The organism is Rhizobium sp. RU33A, assembly GCF_900156055.1.
Lineage (GTDB): Bacteria > Pseudomonadota > Alphaproteobacteria > Rhizobiales > Rhizobiaceae > Allorhizobium.
This window is the reverse complement of record NZ_FTMQ01000003.1, coordinates 323,465-341,313: the sequence shown is the minus strand read 5'-3', so window position 1 is coordinate 341,313 and position 17,849 is coordinate 323,465. Positions and strand designations below refer to the sequence as shown.

18 protein-coding genes and 1 pseudogene are annotated in these 17,849 nt (G+C 61.2%); 13 read left to right on the top strand and 6 right to left on the bottom strand.

From position 1 onward, the window contains the following. Nucleotide 1 precedes the first annotated feature (1 nt). Nucleotides 2-2,158 (bottom strand): molybdopterin-containing oxidoreductase family protein, encoded by a 2,157-nt coding sequence (locus BW978_RS12545; protein ID WP_076395587.1) that lies wholly within the window; start codon nt 2,156-2,158, stop codon nt 2-4. 33 nt (nt 2,159-2,191) lie between these two features. Between BW978_RS12545 and BW978_RS12540 the strand changes: the two genes are divergently transcribed. From BW978_RS12540 to BW978_RS12530, 3 genes are read left to right on the top strand one after another with little or no spacing between them, the layout of a single operon-like run. Then, complete coding sequence (locus tag BW978_RS12540; RefSeq protein ID WP_076395585.1) at nt 2,192-3,055, top strand: 23S rRNA (adenine(2030)-N(6))-methyltransferase RlmJ; 864 nt, start codon at nt 2,192-2,194, stop codon at nt 3,053-3,055. Nucleotides 3,056-3,073: 18 nt separating this feature from the next. Beyond that, a complete protein-coding gene (locus tag BW978_RS12535; protein WP_076395583.1) occupies nt 3,074-3,838 on the top strand; it encodes a ribonuclease T2 family protein in 765 nt (254 codons plus the stop codon). Nucleotides 3,839-3,867: 29 nt separating this feature from the next. After that, a complete protein-coding gene (locus BW978_RS12530; RefSeq protein ID WP_076395581.1) occupies nt 3,868-4,464 on the top strand; it encodes a glutathione S-transferase family protein in 597 nt (198 codons plus the stop codon). A 75-nt stretch (nt 4,465-4,539) separates the two neighbouring features. Here the strand turns inward: BW978_RS12530 and BW978_RS12525 are convergent, their stop codons facing one another. Further along, the gene (locus BW978_RS12525; protein WP_076395579.1) at nt 4,540-5,199 is read right to left on the bottom strand and encodes an outer membrane protein; all 660 of its coding nucleotides are present in this window, start codon (nt 5,197-5,199) and stop codon (nt 4,540-4,542) included. Nucleotides 5,200-5,563: 364 nt separating this feature from the next. Between BW978_RS12525 and BW978_RS12520 the strand changes: the two genes are divergently transcribed. The 5 genes from BW978_RS12520 to BW978_RS12500 all read left to right on the top strand — a co-directional run bounded on the left by BW978_RS12520 (nt 5,564) and on the right by BW978_RS12500 (nt 9,816). Beyond that, the gene (locus BW978_RS12520) at nt 5,564-6,322 is read left to right on the top strand and encodes an SDR family oxidoreductase (protein ID WP_076395577.1); all 759 of its coding nucleotides are present in this window, start codon (nt 5,564-5,566) and stop codon (nt 6,320-6,322) included. Further along, complete coding sequence (gene uvrC, locus BW978_RS12515) at nt 6,319-8,346, top strand: excinuclease ABC subunit UvrC (RefSeq protein WP_076395575.1); 2,028 nt, start codon at nt 6,319-6,321, stop codon at nt 8,344-8,346. The genes BW978_RS12520 and uvrC overlap by 4 nt, the downstream gene beginning before the upstream one ends. Nucleotides 8,347-8,467: 121 nt before the next feature. Then, the gene (pgsA, locus tag BW978_RS12510; RefSeq protein ID WP_054150530.1) at nt 8,468-9,064 is read left to right on the top strand and encodes a CDP-diacylglycerol--glycerol-3-phosphate 3-phosphatidyltransferase; all 597 of its coding nucleotides are present in this window, start codon (nt 8,468-8,470) and stop codon (nt 9,062-9,064) included. Between the two features lies 1 nt (nt 9,065). After that, nucleotides 9,066-9,320, top strand: a complete 255-nt coding sequence (gene moaD / locus BW978_RS12505) for a molybdopterin converting factor subunit 1 (RefSeq protein WP_076395573.1) — start codon at nt 9,066-9,068, stop codon at nt 9,318-9,320. A gap of 25 nt (nt 9,321-9,345) precedes the next feature. After that, on the top strand, nt 9,346-9,816 hold the full coding sequence (locus BW978_RS12500) for a molybdenum cofactor biosynthesis protein MoaE (RefSeq protein ID WP_076395571.1): 471 nt from the start codon (nt 9,346-9,348) through the stop codon (nt 9,814-9,816). A gap of 189 nt (nt 9,817-10,005) precedes the next feature. On the opposite strand, the gene ndk is transcribed toward BW978_RS12500, so the two are convergent. Continuing rightward, entirely contained in the window at nt 10,006-10,428 is a 423-nt protein-coding gene (gene ndk / locus BW978_RS12495; protein WP_076395569.1) for a nucleoside-diphosphate kinase, read from the bottom strand. A gap of 118 nt (nt 10,429-10,546) precedes the next feature. Continuing rightward, nucleotides 10,547-11,230, bottom strand: a complete 684-nt coding sequence (locus BW978_RS12490; RefSeq protein WP_076395567.1) for a glutathione S-transferase family protein — start codon at nt 11,228-11,230, stop codon at nt 10,547-10,549. A gap of 135 nt (nt 11,231-11,365) precedes the next feature. On the opposite strand from BW978_RS12490, the gene BW978_RS12485 reads away from it, so the two are divergent. Next, a complete protein-coding gene (locus BW978_RS12485) occupies nt 11,366-11,872 on the top strand; it encodes a DinB family protein (protein ID WP_076395565.1) in 507 nt (168 codons plus the stop codon). 94 nt (nt 11,873-11,966) lie between these two features. Here the strand turns inward: BW978_RS12485 and BW978_RS12480 are convergent, their stop codons facing one another. Together BW978_RS12480 and BW978_RS12475 are read right to left on the bottom strand one after the other, a co-directional pair. Continuing rightward, nucleotides 11,967-13,559, bottom strand: a complete 1,593-nt coding sequence (locus tag BW978_RS12480) for a methyl-accepting chemotaxis protein (protein ID WP_076395563.1) — start codon at nt 13,557-13,559, stop codon at nt 11,967-11,969. After that, entirely contained in the window at nt 13,556-13,855 is a 300-nt protein-coding gene (locus BW978_RS12475) for a hypothetical protein (protein WP_076395561.1), read from the bottom strand. The genes BW978_RS12480 and BW978_RS12475 overlap by 4 nt, the downstream gene beginning before the upstream one ends. A gap of 286 nt (nt 13,856-14,141) precedes the next feature. Here BW978_RS12475 and BW978_RS12470 point away from each other — a divergent pair, with 286 nt between their 5' ends. From BW978_RS12470 to BW978_RS12455, 4 genes and pseudogenes are all read left to right on the top strand, one after another. Further along, nucleotides 14,142-15,164, top strand: coding sequence for a diguanylate cyclase domain-containing protein (locus tag BW978_RS12470; RefSeq protein WP_083697580.1), 1,023 nt, complete (start codon nt 14,142-14,144; stop codon nt 15,162-15,164). A gap of 76 nt (nt 15,165-15,240) precedes the next feature. Next, nucleotides 15,241-17,130: an ABC-F family ATP-binding cassette domain-containing protein gene (locus BW978_RS12465; RefSeq protein ID WP_076395557.1), complete on the top strand. Its 1,890-nt coding sequence runs from the start codon at nt 15,241-15,243 to the stop codon at nt 17,128-17,130. Between the two features lie 69 nt (nt 17,131-17,199). Then, nucleotides 17,200-17,460: a type II toxin-antitoxin system VapB family antitoxin gene (locus BW978_RS12460; RefSeq protein ID WP_076395555.1), complete on the top strand. Its 261-nt coding sequence runs from the start codon at nt 17,200-17,202 to the stop codon at nt 17,458-17,460. Between the two features lie 97 nt (nt 17,461-17,557). Next, nucleotides 17,558-17,839: pseudogene (locus BW978_RS12455) on the top strand (type II toxin-antitoxin system VapC family toxin); the annotation flags it as partial. Nucleotides 17,840-17,849 lie beyond the last annotated feature (10 nt).

The window sequence follows — 17,849 nt, the reverse complement described above, 5'->3', positions numbered from 1 at the left end:
TTTATGCTTTTCTCATCCAGACCTTGTTGTCGTGGAAGGCGGCACCGCCATGGGGGGCGGCCGGATCCGCACCGGTCAGGACATTGATGCCCTCGCCGTCGAGATGGGACTTGTTCGGCCAAAGGCCCTCGGCAACGAGTACGCCCGGCTTCACGGCTTCGGTCACCTTGGCATGGATGCGGAGTTCTCCTCGGGCATTGCCAAGGCGCACGACATCGCCATCGGCAAGGCCGAGGCTCAGGGCATCCGCCGGATTGACCATGACCTCGGGGCGGCCTTCCTTGTCACGCGAGGTTTTGGTCTCAGCGAAGGTGGAGTTCAGGAAGTTGCGCGCCGGCGAGGTCGCAAGGCGGAAGGGGTGCTCCGCATCGGCCACTTCGATTAGGTCGACCTGATCGGGATAGACTGGCAGCGCCTTGACCGGGCCGAGTGAACCCAGCTTCGCCGGCGGCTTGTTCGGGGCTGGCGTATTTTCCCAGTCCGGCTTGAAGCGGAACTTGCCGTCGGGATGGGCAAAGCCGTTCAGGTAATGCGCGTCCTCGAAGGCCGGCTGGCAGTCGAGCCACTTGTCCTCGATCAGCGTGTCGAAATCGGGTTTGCCGCTGATGTAGAGCATGCGCTCGATGTGCTCGCGCTCGGTCTTGCCGAAGCCCGGTCGATTAGCCACTCCGAGACGTTTGGCCAGTTCCTCGATTACAAAGAGATTGGTGCGTACCAGAGGCGGCGCATCGACGAGCTTCGGTCCGAGCAGGATATGGCTCTGGCCGCCGCCACGATAGATGTCGTCATGCTCGACGAACATGGTGGCGGGCAGGACGATGTCGGCAAGCTCTGCCGTCTCGGTCATGAACTGCTCGTGCACGGCAACGAAGAGGTCGTTGCGCAGGAAGCCCTGCTTCACGAGCCGCTGTTCGGGGGCGACATTCACCGGATTGGTGTTCTGGATGATCAGTGCGTCGACCGGACCACGATGGCGCAGAGCTTCCGCGTCCCCAGTCAGCACGCGACCGATCTGCGACTGGTCGAGCATGCGGATGTCTGGATCGACCATGCCCGTGCCCATCAGCTCCGCCTTGTTCAGCTGGAAGATGTCGCTGTTCGAATGGAAGGCACCGCCGCCTTCGTATTGCCAGGAACCGAGCACTGTTGCGAGCGACAAGGCCGCGTGCATGGAAACCGCACCATTGCGGCTGCGGGTAAAACCATAGCCGAGGCGGAAATAGGTCTTCCTCGTCTGGCCGACGAGGCGGGCGAAGGCCTCGATCTCGTCGACAGAGAGGCCGGTGATGGCCGAGGCCCATTGAGGCGTCTTGTCCTTCAGATGCTCTTCAAGCCCAGCCGGATCATCTGAAAACTTCGCCATGTATTCGCGGTCGGCATAGCCATCGCGGAAGGCGACATGCATGGCAGCACAGGCGAGGGCCGCATCCGTACCGGGCTTCAGGATCAAGGCCATGTCGGCCTGTTTCATCGTCGGATTGTCGTAGATGTCGACAACGACGATCTTCGCGCCACGATCTTTCCGCGCCTTGATCGCATGGGTCATCACATTGACCTGGGTGGCGACCGCATTGGTGCCCCAGATCACGACACAATCGGAGACGGCCATCTCACGCGGGTCGGGACCGCGCAGCGTGCCTGTGCCCATGACATAGCCGGTCCAGGCCATGTTGGTGCAGATTGTGCCGAAGAAGCCGGAATACCTCTTGGCGTGGCGCAAGCGCTCAATGGAATCGCGCTGCACCAGACCCATGGTGCCGGCGTAGAAGTAAGGCCAAACCGCTTCGGAACCGTGGCGTTGCTCGGCCTTGACGAAGGCGTCGGCGATTTCGTCAAGGGCGGCTTCCCAGGTGACGTCCTGCCACTGGCCTGCACCCTTGGCGCCAGCCCGCCGAACCGGCTTGATCAGCCTGTCGGGGTGGTAGAGCCGCTCGGCATATCGCGCGACCTTGGCGCAGATGACGCCGGCCGTATAGCTGTTTTCGGTTGCCCCGCGCATACGACCGATACGACCGTCCTCGGTCAACTCGACGTCAAGCGCACAGGTGGATGGACAGTCATGCGGACAGGCCGTATGACCGAGCGACCGGTTTCGAATGGGGCTCTGGATGTTCATGAGCCGGTTATAGGCTAAGGCCTGAACGCTCAAAAGCCCCATTCGAACAATTCATCACTGCCATCGGAAGCCTTCATGAATTATCGCCACATCTATCACGCGGGCAATTTTGCCGATGTCTTGAAGCACCTCGTCCTTTCGCGGCTGATCGTCTATCTGCAGCAGAAGGACAAGGCATTCCGCGTGCTCGATACCCATGCCGGAATCGGGCTCTACGACCTCTCGTCGGGCGAAGCGCAGAAGACTGGCGAATGGCTGGAGGGGATCGGCAAGGTGATCGATGCCGAGCTGCCGGAGAAGGTGGCCGAGATCATGGCGCCCTATCTCGATGCGGTGAAGGCGCTCAACCCGGATCGCCAGGCCGGCGGACCGCTGACACGCTATCCCGGATCGCCGAAACTCGCGCGCGATCTCTTCCGCCCGCAGGACAGGCTGTCTGCGATGGAACTGCATCCCGAGGACGCGCGGGCGCTCGCCCGGCAGTTCGAGGGTGACTTCCAGGTTCGCGTGACCGAGCTCGACGGCTGGCTGACGCTGAATGCGCATCTGCCGCCGAAGGAAAAGCGCGGCATCGTGCTGGTCGATCCGCCCTTCGAGATCGAGGGCGAATATGAGCGGCTGGTGGACGGGCTTGCCAAGGCGCATCGGCGTTTCGGCACTGGTGTCTACTGCCTCTGGTATCCGATCAAGAAAGGCGCGCCGATCAAGGAATTCCATGAGGCCCTACAGGCGCTTGGCATCCCCAAGATGCTCTGCGCCGAGTTGCATGTGAAAAGCGACCGCGAGCAGACGGGCCTTTCCGGAACCGGCCTCGTCATCGTCAACCCGCCCTTCACGCTGAAGGACGAAATGCATCTGGTCCTGCCGGAACTGAAGCGGCTGATGGCGCAGGATCGATACGCCTCACATCGCTGCTTCTGGCTGCGCGGCGAAGACTGAGCGGGAGCCGAGCAGCGCATGGGACGCTATACCGGTCTTTACGCCTTCGGCCTGCTGCTTGCGGCCTCGGTCGTCTACAGTCTGCTGCCGGCCGACGGTCCCGCCGAACGGTCCACGCCAATTGCGCCATCAACAGAATCCGCCCCGCAGCCTCGCTTTCCCGAACAGCGTCAGCCGACGACGAGGACGGATACCCCGGAGGCGCCGCAAGGCAGTGGGTTCGACTTCTACGTGCTGGCGCTTTCCTGGTCGCCGACCTTCTGTGACGGCGAAGCTGCCGGCCGCAACCGCGATCAATGCGGCGCGGGCAAGGACTTCGGATGGGTGGTGCACGGGCTTTGGCCGCAGAATGAAACGGGCTGGCCGGAGAATTGCCCGACACCGGAAGGCAGCCGCGTCCCCGAGCGGATCGGGCGAACCGTCATCGACATTATGCCGAGCATGGGGTTGATCGGCCACCAGTGGCGCAAACACGGCTCGTGTTCGGGGCTCGGCATGACCGAGTACTTCAAACTGGTGCGCCAAGCGCATGATACCATTCGCATTCCGACCGAGCTTTCCAATGTGGATATCGAAAGCCGGACATCGCCTCAGGCCATGGAGGCAGCCTTCATCCGAAGCAATCCGGGGCTCACCCGCTCGGCAGTCGCCGTGACCTGTGATAGGGAGAGAGTCGACGAAGTCAGGATCTGCCTCGACCGGTCGCTCGGCTTCCGCGCCTGTCCTGAGGTCGACAGCCGGTCCTGCCGGCGCTCCGAGATCATCGTCCCGCCAACGCGCTAAGTTCGCCACGAGAGCCACAGGAAACCATCATGAAGCTGCTCTTCGCGCCCGCCTCGCCCTATTCGTCCAAGGTTCGCATGGCGGCCCGCCATCTCGGCATCGAACTGGAAGAGGTCAGGGTCAACACGGCGGAGAACCCGTCAGAACTCGTCGACGCCAATCCGCTCGGCAAGATCCCGACGCTGATCACCGACGACGGAACGGCCATCTTCGACAGCCGGGCGATCATGCAGTATCTGCACCGCCTGTCCGACAAACGTCTCTATCCGAAGAAGGACGAGAAGCGGACCGAAGCGGATGTGCTCGAGGCCCTGTCCGACGGTATCTGCGACAGCCTACTGGCCATCGTCTACGAAAAGCGCTTCCGGCCGCCGGAACTCGTCAGCCAGGATGCGATCGACCGGCAATGGGCGAAGATCAATCGTGGCCTCGATCATCTCGACAAGCACCTGCCAAAGATTGGAAAGAAGCTGCATGGCGGCCACTTTGCGCTGGCGTCCACCCTCGGCTACCTGATGTTGCGCTTCCCCGGCGAATGGGAAAATGGTCGGGCCGCGCTCACGGAATGGCCGGCCAAGTTCGCGAAGGCTTTCGAGCCCTACCCGGCCCTGCGGCCCAAGGCCTGATCGCCCGAAGCTCCCAACCAGAAACAGAAAAGCCGGGACGATGCCCGGCTTTTCTTTATTTCTGGATCGCGTGGATCAGAACTTCACGCCCATGCCGACCTTGACAGAGTGGTCGTCGAAACCGCGGGAAATGGTCGAACCACCGAGGTTGAAGTCGCGCTTCTGGTAATCGCTGTAGCGATATTCGACGCGCGCGGTGATGTTGTCGGTGACGAAGGTCTCGACACCGGCACCAACCGTGTAACCGGCTGCCAGCTTCTCGTCGTTGGTGCCGCCGCCTTCCAGTTCGTGGTTGGCAACAGCCAGACCAGCCGTACCGTAGACCAGGAAGGGGTTCAGGTCATAACCAACGCGGCCACGGACCGAGCCGTTGACGCCCTGGGTGCCCTTGAGCGAACCGACCGGAGCCTGGCTGCCGGCCGAACCGTCTTCACCAGCGTAGCTGATGTCTGCTTCAGCACCGTATACGATCGAGCCGCTCTGCATGTTGTAACCACCGTAGAGGGTGCCGCCGAGATCCTTGGCGTCACGGCCGTCGTTGGAGCCGGTGAACTTGCCGAAGTCGTAGGTCAGACCACCACCGACATAGGCACCCGACCAGTTGCCGGCCGGTGCAGAGTACGATTCGGTTGCTGCAGGGGCTTCCGGTGCCTGGTAGATGGCGTCGGCTGCCTGGGCGGCGAAAGCTGCGACGGAAGTGGCGGATGCCAGAAGCATGATCTTGAGGGTACGCATGTTAGTCTCCTTTCGGTTCCCGGCCGCTCTTCACTAAGAACCAACGGCGGCCTGAACGTTAGTGGGTAATCTGTCCGTTCCGACTGTCTAAATGAATAGAAATTGAGGAAATGAAAGAGCGGAAATGTGAATTCATTGTGGCATCGCCATGACCAAATCGGGACGTTGCTTAAAAGACACAAACGATTCGTTAACCATAACAAATGGTTTACGAGATTTACTTAAGATTTTATAAAATTATACTTACGTTATACGCAGACCCCACAAAGCAAACCCCGGGCAAAGTTTCAGGAATGCCCCGTTTAAATATCGTCTCGGCGCCATATATGCAGCGCAACGCCACTGACAGCACAAGGTAAGACACATGCAAAACGGCATCCCGAAGGTGGCTTTGGTCACCGGATCCGCAAAACGACTTGGCCGCGCCATCGCCGAAGACTTGGCGGCCCATGGCTTTGCCGTGGCATTGCATGCCAATGGTTCGCTGGATGAGGCACAGGCCGTGGCCCACACATTGCGGTCCGAGGGAAAACGAGCCATCGCGCTGAAGGCGGACCTTGGTAACATTTCCGAGACCGGATCACTGATTGCGCAGACGGAAGCCGAATTCGGGACTGTCGGGCTGCTCGTCAACAATGCCTCGGTCTTCGAGGATGATTCCGCCGTCGATTTCGATCCTGAAATCTTCGACCGTCACTTCAACGTACATGTCCGGGCACCAGCGATCCTCAGTGGCGCGCTCGTCAAGGCGCTGCCCGAGGACAGCGCAGGCCTGATCGTCAACATCATCGACCAGCGCGTCCTGGCGCTGAAACCGACCTTCTTTTCCTATACGCTGTCCAAAGCCACGCTCTGGACAGCCACCCAAACGCTCGCGCAGGCCTTTTCGCCTCGCGTTCGGGTCAATGCGATCGGCCCGGGGCCCAGCTTGATCTCGGAACGGCAGCGGCCGGAGGATTTTCAGGCGCAGATTGACAGCCTGCCCCTCAAGCGCGGCCCCTCGCTCGATGAATTCGGCCGCACGATCCGCTTTCTTTTTGACACGCCGTCGATCACCGGCCAAATGATCGCCTTGGATGGGGGCCAGCATCTGATTTGGCACGGCACGGAGATCAATGAATGAATGGAGGAAAGCTGCCCGATGGCGGCATACTCTATGACGGTTCGGAAGAGGATGACGAAGACGTCGTGGTGGAGGTGGATGCCACCCGCCCCGGCATCGAGATCGACTGGCATGTCGACGGGCTCGACGAGACCGGGCTGACCGGTTCAGACCTGATCGGCGAATTCGTCAAACGGCTTCCCAATGCGCCGGGCGTCTACCGCATGCTGAACAAGGCCGGCGAGGTCATGTATGTCGGCAAGGCGCGCAGCCTGAAGAAGCGCGTCAGCAATTATGCGCAGGGCCGTGTGCATTCGAACCGTCTGTCACGGATGGTGCGCGATACCGTACACATGGAATTCGTCACGACCCGCACCGAGGTCGAGGCGCTACTTCTCGAAGCCAACCTGATCAAGCGCCTGCGCCCGCGCTTCAACGTGCTGTTGCGCGACGACAAGAGCTTTCCCTATATCCTGATCACCGGCGACAGCCGCTCGCCCGCCATTTACAAGCATCGCGGTGCACGTGCCCGTAAGGGCGACTATTTCGGCCCCTTTGCTTCGGCGAGTGCTGTCGGTCGTACGATCAACTCGCTGCAGAGGGCCTTCCTGCTGCGCACCTGCACTGACAGTGTCTTCGAAAGCCGCACCCGGCCCTGCCTGCTCTATCAAATCAAGCGCTGCTCTGGCCCCTGCACGCATGAGATCAGCGATCAGGATTATGCGGGCCTGGTGCGCGAGGCGAAGGACTTCCTGTCCGGCAAGAGCCAGAACGTCAAGGAAGCCATGGCGCGCGCGATGAACGAGGCGGCCGAGGATCTCGATTTCGAGCGCGCCGCCGTGTTCCGCGATCGTCTCGCGGGCCTATCGCATGTGCAGAGCCACCAGGGCATCAATCCGGCCGGCGTGGACGAGGCCGACGTCTTCGCCATCCATCACGAAGGCGGGCTGTCCTGCATTCAGGTCTTCTTCTTTCGCGCCAGCCAGAACTGGGGCAACCAGGCCTATTTCCCGAAGGCCGATCCGCAACTGAGCGCAGCCGAAGTGCTCAACTCGTTCCTGGCGCAGTTCTACGACGACAAACCCGTACCGCGGCTGATCCTCTTGTCCGAAGAGGTCGAGGAGCAGGATCTGCTCGCGACCGCGCTTTCCGAAAAGGCCGGACACAAGGTTTCAATCAGCGTGCCGCAGCGTGGGGAAAAGAAGGATCTCGTCGATCATGTGAATGCCAATGCCCGCGAGGCGCACGGGCGGAAGCTTGCCGAAACGGCATCGCAGTCGCGGCTCCTGGCCGGCCTCGCCGAAACCTTCCAGCTGCCTTACGTGCCGCGCCGCATCGAGATCTACGACAACTCCCACATCATGGGCACCAATGCGGTGGGTGGAATGGTCGTCGCAGGGCCGGAAGGCTTCGTGAAGGGGCAGTACCGCAAGTTCAACATCAAATCGACCGACATCACGCCGGGCGACGACTTCGGCATGATGCGCGAAGTCATGACACGGCGCTTCTCGCGCCTGCTGAAGGAAGAAGGCAAGCCGGACCGCAGCGCGGCCCCGGAAGACTCTGGGGACAGCCCCTTCCCCGCCTGGCCTGATATCATTCTGATCGACGGTGGCCAGGGCCAGATGAGTGCCGTGCGCAAGATCCTTGCCGATCTCGACATCACCGAGAGCGTGATCGCCATCGGCGTTGCCAAGGGTGTGGATCGCGATGCGGGACGCGAACGCTTCTTCGTCGAGGGCAAGCCGGACTTTACGCTGCCGCCGCGCGATCCGGTGCTCTACTTCATCCAGCGCATGCGCGACGAGGCGCACCGTTTCGCGATCGGCTCGCACCGGGCGCGGCGCAAGAAGGAAATGGTCAAGAACCCGCTGGACGAGATCTCCGGCATCGGCCCGACGCGCAAGCGGGCACTGCTGCAGCATTTCGGCACGGCGAAGGCCGTGTCACGGGCCGCCGTCAGCGATCTCATGGCTGTCGAGGGCATTTCGGAAGCCGTTGCGCGCCTCATCTACAACCATTTTCACGAAAGCAGCGGCGATTGACACGGAAACGACGCATCCGGGGTCGAGATGATGATACAGACGGTTCAGAATTCTTGAGTTGACGGCCCAGCCGGAAATCCATCACATCACCTAGAGCACCAGAGTTTAAAGACAGGGCATCATGGCTTCGCGCGCATACAACATTCCGAATCTTCTGACCTACGCCCGCATTCTCGCCGTGCCGCTCATTGTCGTGTGCTTCTTCCTGGAAGGCCGGCTTCAGAGCTCCGACTTCGCGCGCTGGACGGCGCTGACGATCTTTGTCGTCGCCTCGATCACCGACTATCTCGACGGCTATCTGGCACGCATCTGGAACCAGACGTCGAATATCGGCAAGATGCTGGACCCGATCGCCGACAAGCTTCTGATCGCTTCGGTGCTGCTCCTGATGGCGGCGGATGGCACGATTGCTGGCTGGTCGCTCTGGGCTGCCATCACCATTCTCTGCCGCGAGATCCTGGTCTCCGGCCTGCGTGAATATCTGGCGGCGCTCAAGGTGTCCGTGCCGGTCACCCAGATCGCCAAGTGGAAGACGACCGCGCAGATGTTCGCACTCGCCTTCCTGCTGGCCGGCCCGGCGGGGGATAAAGTTCTACCCTATGTCGAGTTTGGCCTCGCCACCCATATCGGTATCGCGCTTCTCTGGATCGCCGCCATCCTGACCATCTATACCGGCTACGACTATTTCCGCGCCGGCGCGAAGCACATGGTGGACTGAGATGGTGAAGATCGTCTACTTCGCCTGGGTTCGCGAGCGGATCGGCAAGGGCGAGGAAGAGCTGGAGATTCCCGCTGAGGTCAAGACGGCCGGCGAGCTGGTATCCTGGCTTGCGACCCTCGGCGAAGGCTATGAGGAGGCGCTGCGCTTTCCCAAGGCGATCCGGGTCGCCGTCAACCAGGAACATGTCGAGCATAACGATCTGATTGCTGGCGCCCGTGAGATCGGGATCTTTCCGCCGATGACCGGCGGCTGAGAGGCATCCCGCTGGAGGACAAGTCGTGACGGCCAGGCCCGCCCCCACCATCCGCGTGCAGCGCGAGGATTTCGATCCGGCAGCGGAAACGCAGGCTCTCGTAGCCGGGCGCAAGGACATTGGAGCGCTCGTCTCCTTTGTCGGCCTTTGCCGCGACGAGGCGGGCATGCTTTCGGCACTCGAACTCGAACATTATCCGGGCATGGCGGAAACAGAGATGACCCGGATCGCGGAACTTGCGATCGAGCGCTTCTCGCTGCTGGGGCTCACTGCCATCCACCGCTTCGGGCGGATCGAAGCCGGAGAGCAGATCGTTCTCGTCCTTGCCGCCGCCCCCCATCGTCAGGCTGCCTTCGACGGCGCAAATTTCGTCATGGATTTCCTGAAGACTTCGGCGCCGTTCTGGAAGAAGGAACACGCGCAAGATGGCACCAGCGGCGACTGGGTCGCGGCGAAGGACGCCGACGATACGGCACGGGATCGCTGGAACGGATAAGCGAGCAGCCTCGCATGAACTGCCACCACGGCCAATCAATCTCGACTTGGCAGGATTGCTAACGCGTTGTCCGAGCAGACGTCTGCCTTCCCTTGTCTCAATCTTATGGAAGCATGAAAAAACCGGAGCCTTACGGCCCCGGTTTCTCTATTCCTACAATGTCTTGAGGCTTCTGCCTCAGGACTTGATTCAGCCGACGATTTCAGTGTCGGCGAACCAGTAGCTGATTTCCTGCGCAGCGGTTTCCGGAGCGTCCGAACCGTGAACCGAGTTTTCGCCGATCGACAGGGCGAACATCTTGCGGATCGTGCCTTCGTCGGCATTGGCCGGGTTGGTCGCGCCCATGATTTCGCGGTTCTTCAGGATGGCGTTTTCGCCTTCGAGAACCTGAACGACGGTCGGGCCAGAGGTCATGCCTTCAACCAGTTCGCCGAAGAAGGGGCGTTCCTTGTGAACGGCGTAGAAGCCTTCGGCTTCGCGCTGGCTCATCCAAACGCGCTTGGAAGCGACGACGCGCAGGCCGTTGTCTTCGAAGACCTTGGTGATGGCGCCGGTCAGGTTGCGCTTGGTGGCGTCGGGCTTGATCATCGAGAAGGTGCGTTCAATCGCCATCTGTCTCATCCTTTTGTCTGTCAGGGAAAGTGGGCGGTATCTACCCGCCCCGAATCACGAAGACAAGAGGGGTTCGACAATTTCACGGCGACGTCACAATCGGCCGGTTTTTGCCCTGTCAGGCGACCGCACGGGCGACGCCGTCATGGAGTTCGAGGCAACGGTCAACCCAGAGGCTCACAGGATCATCCGCCGGCAGGTGAATTGCGCCCGTGGTGACCCTCAGCCATTGCAGAGCACCGAACAGGATGTAGTCGCCGAAGAGCGGGGTTGCGCCGCCGACGAAAGGCTGGAAGGCCAGCATGTGACGGAGTGGCTGGAGCGCTGCCGGAAGGGCTGCAATGGCGGCGTCGCGACCGGCGGCCAAGTCCTCCAAGGCCCGTCCGAGCCGTTCCTCACGGCTCTTGCGGAAATAGGCCTGGTCAGCCGGGGCGAGCATGTCGTGGATGTCGATGAGAGCGATCTTCGTGATCGCGGTATGGACGACATGCTGGGAATAGCCCTCCACCAGACGTGCCGCGGCGACACCGCCCTGTCCACCAAACAGGCTCGGCTGCTCGGGATAGGCCTCCTCCAGATAGAGCGCGATCCGAAAGCTGTCAGAGATCAGTTCCTGACCGTCCCGGAGGATCGGCACCGTTCTGGAGAACCCGCCCTCGACCGTCGGGATCGCTGTGAAGGCGAGCGGCCGCTCCTCGAAGACCAGTCCCTTGTGGTGGAGCGCCATCACGACCTTCCAGCAATGGGGCGAGAAGGGGCGCGCGGCATCGGCGCCGCACAGCGAATAGAGCGTCATCGTCATCGGGTTCTCCTAGTTTTGCGTCAGACAAGCCGATCACGGGGCCGGATGCAAATCAGCATTTTTCATGGAACCCATCACGCCCATTTCGGTCGAAGCCCGCTAGACTGGGTGCAGGACCAAATTCAGGAGTGCACCATGCGGAACTATCAGATGCTCGCCCACTACAATGCTTGGGCCAACAGGCTGCTTTATTCTGCAGTCGCAGACCTATCGGCCGAAGAACTCCACCGCGACACCGGCGCCTTCTTCGGATCGGTCTTTTCCACCCTCAGCCACATCCTGACCGCAGACCGGATCTGGCTGAACCGGTTCACGGGCGAAGGCCCGATGCCCCGCTCCCTGGATGAGCGCCCCTACGAACACTTCGAGGATCTGCGGGCGGCTCGACTGGAAGAAGACACGCGGATCATCCGTTATGCGCAGAGCCTGACTGCGGAGAAAATCGAGCGGCCGTTCACCTATTCGCCGGTCAGTTCACCCGATATCGTGACGCAGAAGCTCTGGCCGGCCCTCACCCATGTCTTCAACCACCAGACCCATCACCGTGGGCAGGTGCATGCCGGATTGACGGGACTGGGCAAACCGAGCCTCAGCCTCGATCTGATCTATTTCGTCCGCAGCGAGGGCCAGCAGTGGCTGTGAGACGCGACAGAGGCCTGAGGGAGCCCCGAAACGGAAATGGGGCCACGACGATCGTGGCCCCAAGTCTTTCGTGCGCATATGGGCTTGCCTGCGGTCAAGCGGCGCGACGGGTTCCGGAACCCGTCTTCGATCCGGTCTTGAACTGCGCCATCAGGTGATCCAGCGTGGTGGCCTCCTGGACGAGTTGCTGGATCGCAGCGCTTGACTCCTCCACCATTGCAGCATTCCGCTGGGTGTTCTTGTCGATGTGCCCGACGGCCAAATCGATCTCGGCAAGGCCCTGTGCCTGGCTTTTGGCACCATCGATGATCTTGCAGATCTCGCGGCTGATCGACTGAACCTCGGTCGCGATCGTGCTCAAAGCCTCGCCAGCCTGATCGACCAGCGACACGCCGTTGCGCACTTCTTCCCCGGACGCGTTGATGAGGGTCTTTATCTCCTTCGCTGCATTGGCGGAGCGCTGAGCAAGTTCGCGGACCTCCTGTGCGACGACGGCAAAGCCCTTTCCGGCCTCACCGGCACGTGCGGCTTCGACGCCGGCGTTCAGCGCCAGAAGATTGGTCTGGAAGGCAATCTCGTCGATGACGCCGATGATGTTTGAAATGGACTGCGACGATTGCTCGATACGGCTCATGGCAGAGACCGCGTCGGTTACGATCGTGCCGGATTTTTCCGCACCCATCCTTGCCTTGTTGACCAACTTGCCGACCGAATCCGCGACAGACGCGGTTTCCTTTACGGTGGCCATCACGCTAGACAGCGCGCTTGCGGTTTCCTCGACCGAAGCTGCCTGGCGCTCGCTGCGGGCGGAGAGATCGTTGTTGGCCTGGCCGATCTGGCCCGTACCGTTGCGGAGGACTGAAGCCACCTGACCGACCTGAGAAACGACGACTTCGAGCTTCTGGACGGAGGTATTGAAAGAGGTACGCAGCTCATCGAGCGGGCCTGAGAAGGCGCTCTCGATACGGCAGGAGAGGTCCCCCTCCGCCAGCTTTTGCAGCGATTTGGCCAGTTCGGAAACGGCGTAGTCCACCGCTTCGGCTTCCCGCGCCTTTTCCGCTTCCCGCTTGCGGCGGTCGGCTTCGGCCGCGGCATCGGTTCGCTTGACGTGATCGGCCATCTCTACGGCCTCGCGCTCGGCAGCGACTGCTTCGGCAACAGCCTTGTCGGACACATCGAATGCCTTGACGACGGCCGAGGTCAGGGTGATCAGAACGATGCTTTGAACGATCAGCACCACCGCATGCAGGACGACGCGCGAGAAGTCGGAATCACCCGGGAAGACCGCCAGCGGCATCGCGACATACAGCAGCAGATGGTGGACCGCGACGAGCGCGGCGTAGCCGATGATGGCCCTCCAATCGATCCAAGCGGCACAAATCGCCAGGCTCGCGAAGAAATACATGTGGATGTCGACTTGGAGCGGCGAGCCCTGGAAGGCGAACACGAGAATAGCGACCGTCGCCGCGTTCGCCATGGAGGTGACCATTCGGGTGGTCGCGCCGGTGCGATCCCTTGTCCACAAGAGTGTGGCCGGCACCAACAGGACAAGAGTCGCCAGGATCATCGTCCAGTCGACACCTTGCTCGCGGACGAGATTGCGCATGACGATCAGGGCAAAGTTGATCCAGAGCAGTCCGACGATGCCGTAGGAGATCCTGTCTCTGAGCTTATTCAATTCATTCATGTGTTCATTCCTTGCAGGCAACCAAGCGCCAGATCATGGTTGATGACGAGCAAAGCGCCCGCATCAAGTAGCCGCTCCGGAAAATCCGGAGCCTGCGAATAAGCGACCGACATCCAGGGAACGCTTCCAGCCCAGACGAAAGCGCCGTCTGCCTGGTCGATAACGGCCATCGAACCCGCCGCATGTGCAGCCGGTGAGGTTACGACGAGGACAAAGGGGCCGGACGGCCTTGCCGCGATGACAGCGACAACGGCGACCGACAGCGAGAAGTAGACAGCGGGAATGAGGGACTTCATGGTGCCTACGGATGTTCGCCGGTCGAGGGCTGGGGAGGTTATTCCCGAGCAGGTTTTCAGAGCATCAGCAAACCACATACATCTCTAAAATATAATTAACCGAAGTGCGGAAGCCCCTAATTTTTCAGGGTAATTCAGATTTAGCAAAAGGCAAACGGAAGCCCTGAAGCACGCCTTGCCTTAACCGTTTCGTATGTGATGCCGTGTTACGAGATCACAACTCTGCGGGAATAGTTCCGGCCTCCCACAGATAAAGCGCAACTCATCGGATGATCAGGACGAATTGATGAGCGGACTTCCAGAAGATCTCCAGAAGATCACGGTCTTCATGCTGAAGCATCAGATCGCAGGGCTTCCCCGCAACTTCGAACTTGTCCATGAAGCCTTTGCAGGCGGCAAATCGGATCTTGCGCGTGAGCTTGCAGCCCTTGGATCCCGTCCGACGCAATCGGCGCTCGACCAACTCGGCCTCAAGCACAGGCTTTCCGCCCATTGCGGCGTCTCGGCCGAACGCTTGCAGGACGAAACGCTGAAAACGCTGACGCGGCTCAGCGACCAACTGTCGCTCGGACTGACGCAGAAGCGGGCTTTCACGAACTCGGTGCAAGGCGTCGTCCGCTCGATCCGCGAGGATGTCACTGTCGGTATCGAACAGTTGCTCGGCGAACTGGATCTGCTCTCCTCGATTGCCAGAGACATGATCAAGGCGGAAACCGCGCTATCGTCCGATGTTGCCGAGGGACTGGACAGCCTGAATGCTGCAGACCGGGCCATTCGCGCAGCGCAGGCTGCGATGAAGCGGGATCATCTGACCGGACTTGCGAACCGCATCAGCCTCTTCCAGACACTGGAGGACGCCCATTCGGCCGCCTCGGCGGCCAAGCCGAGCGCGCTTGTGCTGATCGAAATTCTCGATCTTCCCGGACTGCAGCACCAGTATGGCGACGAAGCGGTCAGCAAGCTCATCCGTGGTCTGGCGACGATCTTCCGCAAGGCGATCAAGAAGCACGACTTCATCGCCCGCATCGAGGCCGACACCTTTGCCTTCGTCTTCCAGGGCATCAATGCCGACGAGGCACACATCATCGCCGAACGGCTGTTCACGACGGCGGACAACAATCTCGTCTTCGCGTCCGAGACCTCGCCGGGTTCCAGCGGGCTGCCGCTGGCGATCGGTCACGCCATGGCACACGAAGCCGCCGATCCGACAAGCTGGCTCGCCACTGCTAAGACCGCCACGATACTGGCGCGCCAAAACCCGCGCCAGCCGATCATCGGCTACAAGCCCGGACAGCGCCAGGTCGCCTGACGAGATCGCCCGGCGGCCCGACCGTGCCCCCTCGCCCGCTTGCCTTTGGCCGTGACATCGGCCAAAAGCAAGAGCCATGATCACGATCAACGATATCTCCGCCCGCATCGCAGGCCGCCTGCTCATCGACCACGCCAGCGTCGCGCTGCCGGCCGGCACCAAGGCTGGCCTTGTCGGCAAGAATGGTGCGGGCAAATCCACCCTGTTCCGCATCATCACGGGCGATCTGGCCTCCGAAAGCGGCAATATCTCCATCCCGAAGAACGCGCGCATCGGCCAGGTGGCGCAGGAAGCGCCGGGGACGGAAGAGAGCCTGATCTCCATCGTGCTTGCCGCAGACAAGGAGCGCGCAGCCCTGCTCGCAGAGGCCGAGACGGCGACGGATCCGCATCGCATTGCCGAAATCCAGACGCGGCTTGCCGATATCGGCGCACATTCGGCAGAAGCGCGCGCGGCGACGATCCTGTCGGGCCTCGGCTTCGACCATGAGGCGCAGTTGCGCCCGGCCTCGTCCTTCTCTGGCGGCTGGCGCATGCGCGTGGCGCTCGCCTCGGTGCTGTTTGCCGAGCCGGATCTGCTGTTGCTCGACGAACCGACCAACTATCTCGACCTTGAAGGCACACTCTGGCTGGAGGACTATGTGCGGCGCTATCCGCACACGGTCATCATCATCAGCCACGACCGGGATCTCCTGAACACCGCCGTCAACTCGATCATCCACCTCGACCAGCAGAAGCTCACGCTCTATCGCGGCGGCTATGACAGCTTCGAGCGACAGAAGGCCGAGAACGACGAATTGCAGATGAAGGCGAAGGCGAAGAACGACGCCGCGCGCAAACATCTGCAGAGTTTCATCGACCGGTTCCGAGCCAAGGCAACCAAGGCCAAGCAGGCGCAGAGCCGCATCAAGGCGCTGGAGCGCATGGGCACGGTCGCCGCCGTCATCGAGGACCACGTTCATCCGATCACCTTCCCGAAGCCTGAAAAGCAGCCGGCCTCCCCGATCGTTGCAATCTCGGGCGGCGTGGTCGGCTACGAGCCGGGCAAAGCGATCCTGAAGAACCTCAATCTTCGGATCGACAACGATGACCGCATCGCGCTGCTCGGTTCGAACGGTAACGGCAAGTCGACCTTCGCCAAATTCATCTCCGGCCGACTGGAAGCCCAGGGTGGCCAGCTCAAGACGGCATCGAGCCTGAAGATCGGTTTCTTCGCCCAGCACCAGCTTGATGACCTCATCCCGAATGAGAGCCCGGTTGCCCATGTGCGCCGGCTGATGCCGCTGGAGCCGGAAGCCAAGGTGCGTGCCCGCGTCGCGCAGATGGGGCTTGCGACGGAAAAGATGGAGACGGCTGCCAAGGATCTCTCGGGCGGCGAGAAGGCCCGCCTGCTGATGGGGCTTGCCGCCTTCCACGCTCCGAACCTGCTCATCCTCGACGAGCCGACGAACCACCTCGACATCGACAGCCGCAAGGCGCTGATCGAGGCGCTCAACGACTATGAGGGCGCCGTTATCCTGATCAGCCATGATCGCCATTTGATCGAGGCGACCGTCGACCGGCTCTGGCTGGTCAACAACGGCACGGTCACCAGCTTCGACGGCGACATGGAAGAATATCGCTCGCTGATCATCGCGTCGGGCAAGAAGCCGGTGGAGAAGGACAAGGGCGACGGCGGCGCTGATACCGTCAACAAGGCGGAACAGCGCAAGGCGGCTGCCGACAGGCGCGCGAGCCTTGCGCCGCTGAAGAAAAAGATCAACGAAGTCGAGGCGTTGACGAAGAAGCTGGAGACTTTGATTCAGGCGCTCGACAAGGAGTTGGCCGATCCGGCTCTTTACGAGAAAGCGCCAGCCAAGGCAGCTGAAAAGGCCAAGCAGCGGGGGGAAGCAGCTGCCAAGCTTTCCGCTGCGGAAGAGCAGTGGCTGGAGCTGTCCGCAGAATACGAAGAGGGCATGGCCGGCTGAAGCCCTGCCTTCCTTGTTGAACCTTTGAATATACACTATCTTGAGAGTGTATATTCACGAGGTGAAGCCATGCCACTCTACGTGCGTGATGAACGCGTGAACCAGCTCGCCGAACAGGCGCAGAAAATCCTGAAAGCACCGACCAAGACGGATGCCATCCGCCAGGCGCTCGAGCGCGTGGTCGAGGCGGAAGAGCAGCGGCCGCCGCTCGCCGAGCGGCTGGAGAAGATCCGGGCGAAATACAACATGCCCGCTTACGAGAGCCTGGAGCCATTCGACGAGAAGGCTTTCCTCGATGAGATGTGGGGCGACAACGATGTTCATAGATAGCTCGGCGCTGGTGGAAATCCTGACGGACGCACCCCGCCGTGAGGAACTTCTCGATCGCCTGGCAATCTCGCAAACCCCTTTTTAGACGTCAGCGACCGTCATTTACGAAACAACCGTGGTGATCTCTTCCCGGACGCACAAGACGGTGGAAGAAAGCCTCGATTTCGTCGAGGAATTTCTCGCCGAGCTTGACGCCGAAATCTTGCCGGCCACCCGCGAGACAGCGCTTGCTGCCATCGACGCCTTTTCGCGTTACGGCAGAGGGCGCCATCCGGCCCGCCTCAATTTCGGCGACTGCTTTTCCTACGCAAGCGCCAAGGCATCCGGTGCACCCCTTTTCTATGTGGGCGAGGACTTCCGTCGCACCGATCTCGCCTGATCGAATGAAA

Coding starts and splice junctions, on each gene's coding strand:
- BW978_RS12535 (WP_076395583.1), top strand. CDS start 3,074: ATGGGACGCTATACCGGTCTTTACGCCTTCGGCCTGCTGCTTGCGGCC.
- BW978_RS12475 (WP_076395561.1), bottom strand. CDS start 13,855: ATGAAGTCCCTCATTCCCGCTGTCTACTTCTCGCTGTCGGTCGCCGTT.
- BW978_RS12465 (WP_076395557.1), top strand. CDS start 15,241: ATGATCACGATCAACGATATCTCCGCCCGCATCGCAGGCCGCCTGCTC.
- BW978_RS12540 (WP_076395585.1), top strand. CDS start 2,192: ATGAATTATCGCCACATCTATCACGCGGGCAATTTTGCCGATGTCTTG.
- uvrC (WP_076395575.1), top strand. CDS start 6,319: ATGAATGGAGGAAAGCTGCCCGATGGCGGCATACTCTATGACGGTTCG.
- pgsA (WP_054150530.1), top strand. CDS start 8,468: ATGGCTTCGCGCGCATACAACATTCCGAATCTTCTGACCTACGCCCGC.
- BW978_RS12460 (WP_076395555.1), top strand. CDS start 17,200: ATGCCACTCTACGTGCGTGATGAACGCGTGAACCAGCTCGCCGAACAG.
- BW978_RS12470 (WP_083697580.1), top strand. CDS start 14,142: ATGAGCGGACTTCCAGAAGATCTCCAGAAGATCACGGTCTTCATGCTG.
- ndk (WP_076395569.1), bottom strand. CDS start 10,428: ATGGCGATTGAACGCACCTTCTCGATGATCAAGCCCGACGCCACCAAG.
- BW978_RS12520 (WP_076395577.1), top strand. CDS start 5,564: ATGCAAAACGGCATCCCGAAGGTGGCTTTGGTCACCGGATCCGCAAAA.
- moaD (WP_076395573.1), top strand. CDS start 9,066: ATGGTGAAGATCGTCTACTTCGCCTGGGTTCGCGAGCGGATCGGCAAG.
- BW978_RS12480 (WP_076395563.1), bottom strand. CDS start 13,559: ATGAATGAATTGAATAAGCTCAGAGACAGGATCTCCTACGGCATCGTC.
- BW978_RS12530 (WP_076395581.1), top strand. CDS start 3,868: ATGAAGCTGCTCTTCGCGCCCGCCTCGCCCTATTCGTCCAAGGTTCGC.
- BW978_RS12525 (WP_076395579.1), bottom strand. CDS start 5,199: ATGCGTACCCTCAAGATCATGCTTCTGGCATCCGCCACTTCCGTCGCA.
- BW978_RS12545 (WP_076395587.1), bottom strand. CDS start 2,158: ATGGGGCTTTTGAGCGTTCAGGCCTTAGCCTATAACCGGCTCATGAAC.
- BW978_RS12485 (WP_076395565.1), top strand. CDS start 11,366: ATGCGGAACTATCAGATGCTCGCCCACTACAATGCTTGGGCCAACAGG.
- BW978_RS12490 (WP_076395567.1), bottom strand. CDS start 11,230: ATGACGATGACGCTCTATTCGCTGTGCGGCGCCGATGCCGCGCGCCCC.